This is a genomic window from Thalassotalea ganghwensis, assembly GCF_053485795.1.
In genome coordinates, this window is record NZ_JBQRUM010000003.1 from 339,133 (window position 1) to 349,646 (window position 10,514).

At 41.1% G+C, this 10,514-nt stretch carries 10 protein-coding genes; all 10 read left to right on the top strand.

The window, feature by feature from the left end; translation table 11 throughout:
• Positions 1 to 19 precede the first annotated feature (19 nt).
• Positions 20 to 1,339: an N-acetylmuramoyl-L-alanine amidase gene (locus ACSLUH_RS05010; RefSeq protein ID WP_448565206.1), complete on the top strand. Its 1,320-nt coding sequence runs from the start codon at positions 20 to 22 to the stop codon at positions 1,337 to 1,339.
• A gap of 6 nt (positions 1,340 to 1,345) precedes the next feature.
• Positions 1,346 to 3,181 (top strand): DNA mismatch repair endonuclease MutL, encoded by a 1,836-nt coding sequence (gene mutL, locus ACSLUH_RS05015; protein WP_448565207.1) that lies wholly within the window; start codon positions 1,346 to 1,348, stop codon positions 3,179 to 3,181.
• Positions 3,172 to 4,125 carry a tRNA (adenosine(37)-N6)-dimethylallyltransferase MiaA gene (gene miaA, locus ACSLUH_RS05020; protein WP_448565208.1) on the top strand — a complete coding sequence of 318 codons (954 nt, stop codon included), beginning with the start codon at positions 3,172 to 3,174 and terminating at the stop codon, positions 4,123 to 4,125. Before mutL ends, miaA begins: the two co-directional genes overlap by 10 nt.
• A gap of 124 nt (positions 4,126 to 4,249) precedes the next feature.
• A complete protein-coding gene (hfq, locus tag ACSLUH_RS05025; protein WP_448565209.1) occupies positions 4,250 to 4,504 on the top strand; it encodes an RNA chaperone Hfq in 255 nt (84 codons plus the stop codon).
• A gap of 33 nt (positions 4,505 to 4,537) precedes the next feature.
• Positions 4,538 to 5,824 (top strand): ribosome rescue GTPase HflX, encoded by a 1,287-nt coding sequence (gene hflX / locus ACSLUH_RS05030; RefSeq protein WP_448565210.1) that lies wholly within the window; start codon positions 4,538 to 4,540, stop codon positions 5,822 to 5,824.
• 65 nt (positions 5,825 to 5,889) lie between these two features.
• Positions 5,890 to 7,053, top strand: a complete 1,164-nt coding sequence (gene hflK, locus ACSLUH_RS05035; RefSeq protein ID WP_448565211.1) for an FtsH protease activity modulator HflK — start codon at positions 5,890 to 5,892, stop codon at positions 7,051 to 7,053.
• A gap of 3 nt (positions 7,054 to 7,056) precedes the next feature.
• On the top strand, positions 7,057 to 7,938 hold the full coding sequence (gene hflC, locus ACSLUH_RS05040; protein ID WP_448565212.1) for a protease modulator HflC: 882 nt from the start codon (positions 7,057 to 7,059) through the stop codon (positions 7,936 to 7,938).
• 82 nt (positions 7,939 to 8,020) lie between these two features.
• Positions 8,021 to 8,209: a DUF2065 domain-containing protein gene (locus ACSLUH_RS05045; RefSeq protein ID WP_448565213.1), complete on the top strand. Its 189-nt coding sequence runs from the start codon at positions 8,021 to 8,023 to the stop codon at positions 8,207 to 8,209.
• Between the two features lie 426 nt (positions 8,210 to 8,635).
• Entirely contained in the window at positions 8,636 to 9,931 is a 1,296-nt protein-coding gene (locus tag ACSLUH_RS05050) for an adenylosuccinate synthase (protein WP_448565214.1), read from the top strand.
• A 132-nt stretch (positions 9,932 to 10,063) separates the two neighbouring features.
• A partial coding sequence (locus tag ACSLUH_RS05055; protein ID WP_448565215.1) for a transposase domain-containing protein occupies positions 10,064 to 10,514 on the top strand: 451 nt, incomplete at its 3' end.

The following is a 10,514-nucleotide window of genomic DNA, read 5'->3' on the forward strand; positions in this document are numbered from 1 at the left end:
ATTAGGAGTAGCGAAGTCAATGAGATTAGTGAATCTCTTACAAAAATTAACGTTTGTATTTTTGCTTGCATCGGTTTCAGCGCTTTCGGTTGCCAATACGATTGACGGTATCCGTGTTTGGCCTGCGCCAGAAAATACTCGCGTTGTTTTTGATTTGAAAAATCAACCTGACTATACCTACTTCACATTGAAAAACCCCAATCGTTTAGTCATCGATTTTAAAACGACGACCAATCTTGTCGAGCTTAAGAATCTAGCTAAAGACGATAAACGCATTAAACGCATTCGTACCTCAACGCCTAAAACATCGACTGGCACAAGATTAGTACTCGAACTTGCAGAGGATTATAAGCTAACGCTTTTCCCGTTAGCGCCAGCCGGTCAATATGGTGATCGATTGGTGGTTGATTTGTTTGATAAAAATAGAGTGAGTCAACGTTCACTAGCAAACCAAGACAATAACAAAAGAGATATTATCGTCGCGATAGTTGCTGGGCACGGCGGTGAAGACCCTGGTTCAATTGGAGCTTCGGGCACGTATGAGAAACACATTACCTTGGCGATTGCGAAAAAATTGTCGCGATTAATCGATAGTCGACAAGGCTATAAAGCGGTTATGATCCGAACCGGCGATTATTATATTAATCATGATAGAAAATCTGAAATGGCAAGAGAAAATGGTGCTGATTTATTGATTTCTATCCACGCTGATGCATTTACATCGTCTCAGCCCAGTGGGGCTTCTGTACTGGTTCAATCTACCCGACGTGCTGATTCTGAATTTACTCGTTGGATAGCCAATCGCCAAAAAGAGTCTGAGTTACTCGGCGGAGCCGGTGAAACAATCAAGAAAACTAAAGATACAAACTTAGCTATCACCCTAGCTGATATGAAAAAAGAATATACCATGGCGAGCAGTTACGATTTTGCTGAGCATGTTATCAAGCAGATGAAGAAAGTCACGAAACTTCATAAGAAAGAGCCAGAGCGTTTAAGTTTAGCCGTATTAAAATCTGCCGATATCCCTTCGGTACTGATTGAGACCGGTTTTATTTCTAACCCAGGTGAAGAACGACGGTTAAAAAACCCGAATCATCAACAGAAATTAGCTAATGCTATATACAAAGCGATCAATGATTATTTTGAAAGTAATCCACCTCAAGGGACATTAATCGCATCTATTACGCCTCGAAAACATAAAGTAACACGTGGCGAGTCGCTCTCGCTTGTCGCTCAACGTTACAAAGTAACCGTAAATGAATTAAAATCGATTAATAATCTTACCTCCAATGTTGTCCGTATTGGTCAAACGTTAAAAATTCCCAGAGCAAATTTGTAATTCATAATGACCATTGAAATTTTACCAGCTCGACTTGCCAACCAAATAGCTGCCGGGGAAGTCGTTGAGCGTCCCGCGTCCGTCGTTAAAGAACTCATTGAAAATAGCCTTGATGCGGGTGCCACTTCGATAAAAATAGATATTGAAAAGGGCGGTGCCAAACGCATTCGCATTATTGACAACGGACAAGGAATTGCCAAAGAAGAGCTTACCCTTGCACTGAGTAGACATGCGACCAGTAAAATCAAGAATTTAACTGATTTAGAAGGTATCGCCAGTTTAGGCTTTCGTGGCGAGGCCTTGGCAAGTATCAGCTCTGTAGCACGATTAACGTTGACTTCTAAGCCGGCTAACCAAGAGACTGCGTGGCAAGCGAATGCACAAGGTCGGGATATGCAAGTAGACGTGCAACCGGCCGCTCATGGTGATGGTACTACCATTGACGTGTTAGATTTATTTTTTAACACTCCAGCGAGGCGAAAGTTTCTACGTACAGAGAAAACTGAATTTACGCATATTGAGGAAGTCGTAAAACGCGTAGCGCTAGCTCGTTTTGATGTTTCATTTACCCTTACTCATAATCACAAGATTATTCGTCAATATCGGGTTGCCAAGACACAAGAGCAATATCAAAAGCGTGTCGCCCAAATATGTGGGCAAGGGTTTATTGATAATGCTATTTATATCGACTGTCAACACGAATCATTGCATTTGAAAGGGTGGTTGGCATTGCCTTGTTTTAACCGCAAGCAAAATGATCTCTGTTATAGTTACGTTAATGGTCGCATGATGAGAGATAAGCTAATCAATCACGCGATTCGCCAAGCATATAGTGACTTACTGCCTGTTGATACTTATCCTGCGTTTGTATTGTTCTTAACTTTGGATGTCAGAGATGTCGATGTGAACGTTCATCCCGCTAAGCATGAAGTTCGTTTCCATCAAAGTCGTTATGTTCATGATTTTATCTTTTCTGTTTGTCAAAGAAGCATATCGCAACAATTAGGGGATGAAAATGAACAAATACGTGAACAAGCACCTGAACAAGATTATGTAACTGTTCAACAGGAATATGTGTCGCCGCTAAGAAATGTTAATGAGCCAGTAGTTTCGAATTTTCAGCCAAATTACCAAGCAAAACCTTATACCAATTCGCCAAGCCGCAAATCAATGGAACATGCTAGTCAGGCCTATCAACAGCTAATGACCACGGCAGAACCGGTAAATTATGGTGAAATTAAACCGCCAGCAGGTGAACAAGAGATAGTGGTTGAAACCTGCCAATGGCTAGCGTTTGTCGCCCCTCATTATGTATTGTTTTCACAAGATAATCTTTTGCGATTAGTATCGACTCAATACTTGATGAAGGAAGAGCTACGAGAGAAAATACAGTGTTATTGGCAAAAGGGCTTTACCTCACAACCACTATTATTACCCGTTTCAGTGCGTATATCGACAAGCCAAATGACAATATTTTGTGATTATCAAGCTTCTTTTGTACATATGGGCATTGTCTGCGAATCAACTGGAAAGGACGAGGTAAAGATTAAACAATTTCCAGCTATTCTCCGGGAGAAAGATGTCAGCAAAAGCTTTGTTACGATTTGTGAAAGGCTCGACCAAATAAAGCAGTCTCAAGGCAGTTTGCTCGACGGCCACTTTCAACAAACAGTGATTGAGTTGCTTGTTGGTTCAGTCATTTCTGAGCAACAAGCAATAGATATCTGGCAAGGATTTATTTCATCGGCGAAAGACGAACAAAAACGACAATTGCGCTTGAATTCTGTTGAGGTTGACCTCACATCTTATAAAAATAAAGTAGAAGAGCTCATATGTCGGTAGAGTCGTTGACAACGCAGCAAAGTAAACAACCACCAGTGATCTGTATTATGGGGCCAACGGCGTCAGGAAAAACAGCATTGGCGATGCAGCTTTTTGATGCGATTCCAAGTGATATTATCAGTGTTGACTCGGCGTTAGTTTATCGAGAGATGGATATTGGCACCGCAAAACCAACACCAGAAGAGCTCGCACAATATCCACACCGTCTAATTGATATAAAAGATGCGAGTGAGAGCTACTCTGCAGCAGAGTTTTGTAAAGACGCTTTAGCAGAGATTGCTAAAATACGAGCGGCCAATCGAGTTCCAATTTTGGTAGGCGGCACGATGATGTATTTTAAAAGTTTAATTGACGGTATATCTCCTCTACCGGAAGCCGATAGTGATATTAGGGCTGCGATAGAGAAAGAAGCAAAACAGTTTGGTTGGCAACATTTACATCAACAGTTACTTGCGGTAGATCTTGAAGCTGGGCAACGAATACATGAAAATGATCCACAACGTATTACTCGAGCGTTAGAAGTATATCGCAAGACTGGTAAAACCATTACCGCGTTAACTCAGGTTAAAGGCCATAAATTAGAGGGTGATGTCTTACAATTTGCAATTTCACCAAAAAAACGACTTGATTTACATGATAGAATTGCATTACGTTTTGAACAGATGATTGCTAATGATTTTGAGCAAGAGGTGGTAAAGCTTAAAGCGAGAGGTGATTTGCATGAAGACTTACCGTCGATTCGCTGTGTTGGTTATCGTCAAATGTGGCAATATTTAGATGGGCTTTATGATCATGATGAAATGATTTTTAGAGGCATCTGTGCCACGCGGCAGCTGGCTAAACGTCAGTTAACTTGGTTGAGAAACTGGCCGAAATTACAGTGGATCGACATGGAAAATGAAAATAATTTGCAACAAATTTTGACAGCATTAAGCAAACTTTAAACATTGATGTATAATTAACAATGTTTACGGTACTAAGCAGCTAGTTTTATTATAAAAATAGTTATAATTGGCAAATAAAACAGCATATGTATTACTCACTAAAAATAACAAAAGGGGCCAAATAATGGCAAAGGGGCAATCTTTACAAGACCCATTTTTGAATGCGTTACGTCGTGACCGCATTCCTGTAGCAATCTACTTAGTAAATGGTATAAAACTACAAGGGCAAGTTGAGTCTTTCGATCAATTTGTTATTCTGCTAAAAAATACCGTGAGCCAGATGGTTTACAAGCATGCTATTTCTACTGTCGTGCCCTCTCGCGCAGTCAATACTGCACAACCAACTCCAACTGGCAATGTTCAAGAACCGGAAGATTAATGCCAATTAATAGTATTGTAAGGTGTAGCTCACTTGTTTGATCGTTATCAAGCTGGTGAGCAAGCGATACTTGTTCACATCGACTTTCCTGATGAAAACGCCCGAGAAGACCTGCAAGAATTTGAAATGCTTGTTGCTTCTGCTGGCGTTTCTTCGTTGTGTGTTGTCACCGGAAAACGTGACAAGCCTCATAGTAAGTTTTTTGTCGGTAGTGGCAAGGCAGAAGAGATCGCTGAGGCGGTTCAGCTTCATCAAGCCAACGTTGTTTTATTTAATCACAGCCTATCTCCCTCACAGGAGAAACAGCTGGAAGCATTATGTAAGTGCCGAGTCGTTGACCGCACCACATTAATTCTCGATATTTTTGCCCAAAGAGCGCGAACGCATGAAGGTAAACTTCAAGTTGAGTTAGCGCAATTAAAGCATATCAGTACACGCTTAATTCGAGGTTGGACTCACCTTGAACGTCAAAAAGGTGGTATTGGCTTGCGTGGTCCAGGGGAAACGCAACTAGAAACTGATCGCCGTTTACTTCGTGAACGTATGACAGCCATACGTAAACGCTTAGAAAAAGTCGAAAAACAGCGCCAGCAAGGTCGAAGAGCAAGAAATAGGGCTGAAATACCGACCGTGTCCTTGGTTGGTTACACCAATGCCGGCAAATCGACTTTATTCAACCGAATTACTGAAGCGGGAGTTTATGCCGCCGATCAATTATTTGCGACACTCGATCCTACGCTTCGAAGAATCGATGTTGACGAAGTAGGTAGAGTAATATTAGCTGACACTGTTGGTTTTATTCGGCACTTGCCACATGATTTGGTGGCAGCGTTTAAAGCCACTCTCACTGAAACGCGTGAAGCTGATCTGTTATTACATGTTATTGATATTGCCGATGAACGTCGACGAGAAAATATCGAGCAGGTAGAGGAAGTGTTGAAAGAAATTGAGGCAGGTGACGTTCCTCAATTGTTAGTGTGCAACAAAATAGACCAGCTAGATGATGTCGAACCACGCATTGATCGTGATGAGCAAGGATTACCGATACGTGTTTGGTTATCGGCAAGACAAGGCGTTGGCATTGAGCAGCTATTTATAGCCTTGACTGAAAGATTAGGTAAAAAAATTGTCAAACATTGTTTAAAGATCCCTCCAAATTACGGCAAATTAAGGGGGATGTTATATCGGTTAAACTGTATTGATCACGAGCATTATGATGAAAATGGTAATTGCTTGGTGGATATTAAGTTACCTAAAACTGAATGGGATAGATTGATAAAGCAAGATAATGCCCCCATAGAAAGCTTTATTGAACGTTAATGGACTGATATATTACAGCCCAATAAAATCATTATTTTTTATTTACTGACATTGCGGAGAGCAGTATGGCTTGGAACGAACCAGGGAAAAACGATAAAGACCCCTGGAATAACAATAAAGGTGGTAAAAATCAGGGACCACCAGATTTAGATGACCTTTTAAAAGACTTAGGAAATAAAGTGGGCGGGATCTTCGGGGGTAAACCTTCGGGAGGAAACTCAGGTAAAAGCTTTTCTAGTTTGGGGTTAAGCCTACTTCTTTTCGTCATTGTGCTCGTATATGCATTCAGTGGCTTCTACACTGTTAAAGAAGCAGAGAAAGGCATTGTTTTACGTTTTGGTGAATATGCCGAATTAGTTGAGCCGGGCTTACGTTGGAAATGGACTTTTGTTGATCGAGTCGTTCCTGTCGATGTTCAAACCACTCGAGATTTGCCAGCATCTGGATTTATGCTGACTCAAGATGAGAACGTTGTCCGCGTTGAAATGCAGATACAATATCGCGTTATTGATCCTCGCAACTATGTATTTAATGTTACCAATGCTGATGATAGTTTGAGTCAAGCACTTGATAGTGCATTACGTTACGTAGTGGGTCACTCAAAAATGGATGATATCCTTACCAGTGGTCGTGAAGTTGTTAGACAATCGGTATGGACTGAGTTAGAAAAAATTATCGAGCCTTATAATCTTGGTATTATGATTGTTGACGTTAACTTCAAGGATGCTCGCCCACCAGAAGCAGTTAAAGATGCATTTGATGATGCGATTGCCGCACAGGAAGATGAGGTACGTTACTTAAGAGAAGCTGAAGCTTATGCCAAAGAAATAGAACCAAGAGCACGAGGCCGAGTCAAGCGTCTAGAACAAGAAGCGTTAGCCTATAAAGAACAAATCGTATTAGATGCTCAAGGTGAAGTAGCTCGTTTTGAAAAGATCCTTCCTGAATATCAGGCGGCGCCGGAAGTAACTCGTCAGCGTTTATATTTATCGACGATGGAAAAAGTATACAGCAATACCAGCAAGGTGATGGTCGATGTTGATGGTGGAAATAACATGATGTATATCCCATTGGATAAAATCATGGAGCAACACTCAAATTCGCAACGCTTTATACCTCAGAGCCAACCTAATATGAATCAGCAGCCGATCAACTCAAGTAATGACGGTAGCCGAAATACATCAGGCCGTTCTGATCGTTCAGAGCGCTTTACCAGCGGGAGAAATTAATCGATGAAGAATTTTATTATTATCACGATAACCGCGCTTGCATTGTTAACCGTTTCTTCTGTTTTCGTGGTATATGAAGGACAAAGAGCGATCGTTTTTCAATTTTCTAAAATTAAGCGAACTGATACGGGTGAGATGTTAATTGCAGAACCCGGTTTGCATTTCAAGTTTCCACTGATTGAAACGGTTAAGAAAATAGACGCAAGAATACAAACGTTAGATGAAGCACCTGATCGTTTTGTTACTTCAGAGAAGAAGGACCTTATGGTTGATTCATACGCTAAGTGGCGTATTGTCGACTTTTCAACCTACTACTTGAGAACGTCTGGCTCAATCGATAATGCTAAAGCGTTATTGAAGCAGAAAATCAATAACGGCTTAAGAACCGAGTTTGGTTCTCGTACCATCAAAGAGATTGTCTCTGGTGATAGAGACGACATTATGGCGCAATCATTAGAAAGCGCTAAAAGTAGTCGTGAAGATCTTGGTATTGAGGTGATTGACGTTCGAGTTAAAGCGATCAATTTACCTACCGAGGTCAGTAATTCAATCTACGACCGAATGCGTGCCGAACGAACAGCTGTTGCTAAAGAGCATAGATCTAAAGGTAAAGAGCAATCTGAAATCATTAAATCTACGATTGATGCAAAAGTTACCGTTATGTTGGCTACTGCTCAAAAAGAAGCAATAGAACTTCGAGGTGAGGGGGATGCACTAGCATCTAAAATTTATGCAGATGCATACACTAAAGACCCTGAGTTTTATAGCTTTTATCGTAGCCTTGAAGCCTATGAGAAAAGCTTCAACAATAAGGGTGACATAATGTTAGTGAAGCCTGACAGTGACTTCTTTAATTATTTGAAGAACAGTACACCGAATAAATAACATTGCGTTAGCATAGTAAAAAGCCAAGGTATGTACCTTGGCTTTTTTAATTTAACATAGTTCGATACTTGAGGTAGCCCTTATGACTATTGATACTTTATTTATGGCAATGGCTTTAGCCTTTATTTTGGAGGGCATCTTTCCTGCGTTATTTCCAAACAAATGGCAGCGCTATGTGACTAAAATGGCACAAGAGCCGGTAAGCACTATTCGTACTGTGGGTATCACAATCATGCTGCTTGGCGCAATCATCTTATGGTGGCTAACCTAGAGCGTGTTGCTCTTTGCGGTACAAATTTTGTTCGAATTAAACGTGATTTATTCGAGGCGTAGCGAATACCGTATAGTTATTCTATACAAATGAGTTACAACAAAGCGTAAATCACGTTTAAACGAATCCGAAGGACAGCGCACATTTGAAATTTCTACTTCGTTATTGCCTATTTATGGGGAATAACCACATGACATAGGCTCTGTCTTGTATAAACTTCAAGTGAACTGCTGCAAAAATGTACATCAAAGATCAACACGCTCTAATCAATTGAAAGTTAGGGAAAACTATATCTCTTATGCCAAGCTGAGGTTAAATTCCCAATGACTTTAGCGTTAAATCGTTTTAAAAAGCAGCATTTACTACTTGGACTCAATATCGAATTTTGGTAGAATCCCCGCCTAATTTTTTTTCCAAAATGTGAACATGGGTAAAAACGTCGTAGTTCTGGGCACCCAATGGGGTGACGAAGGTAAAGGGAAGGTCGTTGACCTTTTAACAGATAAAGCTAAATATGTTGTGCGCTATCAAGGCGGTCACAATGCTGGTCATACATTAGTTATTAATGGTGAAAAAACTGTTCTTCATCTGATCCCATCTGGGGTTTTACGCGATAACGTAAAGTGTTTAATTGGTAATGGTGTTGTGCTTTGTCCTAAAGCGCTAATGACCGAAATTAAAATGCTTGAAGAGCGTGGCGTACCTGTTCGAGAGCGCCTACTTATCAGTGATGCTTGTCCATTAATTCTTCCTTACCATAATGCGCTTGATGCTGCGCGTGAAAAAGCGCGAGGCAGCAAAGCAATTGGTACGACAGGCCGTGGTATCGGTCCAGCATATGAAGATAAAGTCGCTCGTCGTGGTCTGCGTGTTGGTGATTTATTCTGTAAAAATAGCTTTGCCGCCAAGTTAAAAGAGATCATGGAGTATCATAATTTCGTTTTAACTAATTATTACCAAGCTGATCCTGTTGATTATGATCAAGTGTTAGCTGATGCATTAGAAGTCGGTGAAATCATCAAGGGCATGGTAGCTGATATTGCTGAGTTACTCGATCAATCACGTAAAGCTGGTGACTCCATTATGTTTGAGGGCGCACAAGGTACGCTATTAGACATTGATCATGGTACTTATCCTTATGTCACTTCATCTAACACTACCGTTGGCGGTGTTGCGACAGGCAGTGGTTTTGGTCCATTAAACTTAGATTACGTGTTAGGTATCACTAAAGCGTACACTACACGAGTAGGCTCAGGCCCATTCCCAACCGAATTGAAAGATGAAGTTGGCGAGCATTTGGGCACAGTTGGTCATGAATTTGGCGCAACTACTGGTCGCGAACGTCGTTGTGGTTGGTTTGATGCTGTAGCAATGCATCGTGCAGTGCAAATTAACAGTATCTCTGGTTTTTGTTTAACTAAGCTTGATGTATTGGATGGTCTTAAGACATTAAAGATATGTACTGGCTATAAAACAGCGGAAGGTGAGATTATCACAGTGCCACCGACAGCTGCTGAAGGCTATGAAAATGTGACACCGATTTATGAAGAGCTACCAGGTTGGAGTGAAACGACGGTTGGAGCTACCTCTAAAGAGCAGTTACCTGCTAATGCTTTAGCTTACATTAAGCGCATTGAAGAGGTAACTGGAGTGCCGGTTGATATTATTTCAACAGGTCCTGATAGAAATGAAACTATTATTTTGGTTAATCCGTTTGAGTAATATCACCTCTTAGTTTACTGAAAAGCCAGCGTTATGCTTAATGCCGATCAGTTAAGAAATATTTAATGATCCATTGACCGATCAACTGGTTAGTTTATAAAGGCTTCTGAATTTATTCAGGAGCCTTTTCTTTTGCAATTAACAACAGCACTTTCTCTTGCCAATGGCTATGCCCCAAATTCAAAAGGCTTAGGTCAACTAAGTGATTTTTTATGCCCAGATCTCATAAAACAATGTGCTGAAACTGCGGGTGTCGCTACGATAAGACGTAGAAGACTTCCTGTGGAAATGGCGGTTTGGACGGTTATTTGTATGTCGCTTTACCGTGAAGACCCGCTATGGAGCATCGTCAGTAAACTCGGCTTAGCATTACCCGGAAAAAAAGAACTCGTTGCGCCAAGCGCGGTTGTGCAAGCAAGGCAGCGCCTTGGTGCGGGTGCCGTTAAAGAGGTTTTTCATCAAAGTCAGAAAATGTGGAATGCAGATGCCAATCACCCCACATGGTGTGGCTTATCACTACTAGGTGTTGATGGTGTTATTTGGCGTACACCAGATACGACTGAAAATCATCAGGAATTCTCTG